Origin of the sequence: Streptomyces pseudogriseolus, from assembly GCA_002154585.1 — a bacterium.
In the GTDB taxonomy this organism is placed as follows: domain Bacteria; phylum Actinomycetota; class Actinomycetes; order Streptomycetales; family Streptomycetaceae; genus Streptomyces; species Streptomyces pseudogriseolus.
Map to the genome: position 1 here is coordinate 1 of MUNG01000254.1, position 568 is coordinate 568.

1 protein-coding gene is annotated in these 568 nt (G+C 67.3%); it reads right to left on the bottom strand.

Features of this window, described 5'->3' with window-relative positions:
- A partial coding sequence (locus CCN29_RS22225) for a TIR-like protein FxsC (protein ID WP_442538448.1) occupies positions 1–418 on the bottom strand: 418 nt, incomplete at its 3' end.
- Between the last annotated feature and the right edge of the window lie 150 nt (positions 419–568).

The following is a 568-nucleotide window of genomic DNA, read 5'->3' on the forward strand; positions in this document are numbered from 1 at the left end:
GTGTGTAGTCGATCCCGGTCCACAGGGCGGGCACGATGGCGGACACCTCCCTGCCGTCGACGGCCTGGACCTGCAACTGCCGCTCGTTGAACGCGTACCACTCGCGGCCGCACATTTCGCTGGCGAAGTAGCGCCGGGACAGCAGCGGCACGAACACCCGGCACCGCGCGAGGTTTTCGCTGAGGACGTGAGGCCACCCGTCGCCCGAACTCATCTCCCGGTCCATGAACCCGGCGGGTACGTCGGCCGGCAGATCGGTGAGCTGCATGATGGTGCTGCACAGGTCCTGATACAGAACGCACACCCAGTGGTCGGGGTCACCGCCGCCGTTGCCCACCCGCGGGGTGTGCGCGTAACTGAGGAAGAAATAGGGCTGGTCGTCCGAAGCCCGGCTCCGTTCCCTTCCGGGTACGTTCAACACATCCCCCCACCCGTTGCCGCCCCCCGCCGTCCGGGCACCGACCGAGGTCAACAAATGTGCCCGACAACCACCCCGTGCGGACCGGCGGTTTCACGCCAATCGTCGCGTTCCGCAGGACATTTGACGGACCGCGTCGTCGACGACGCG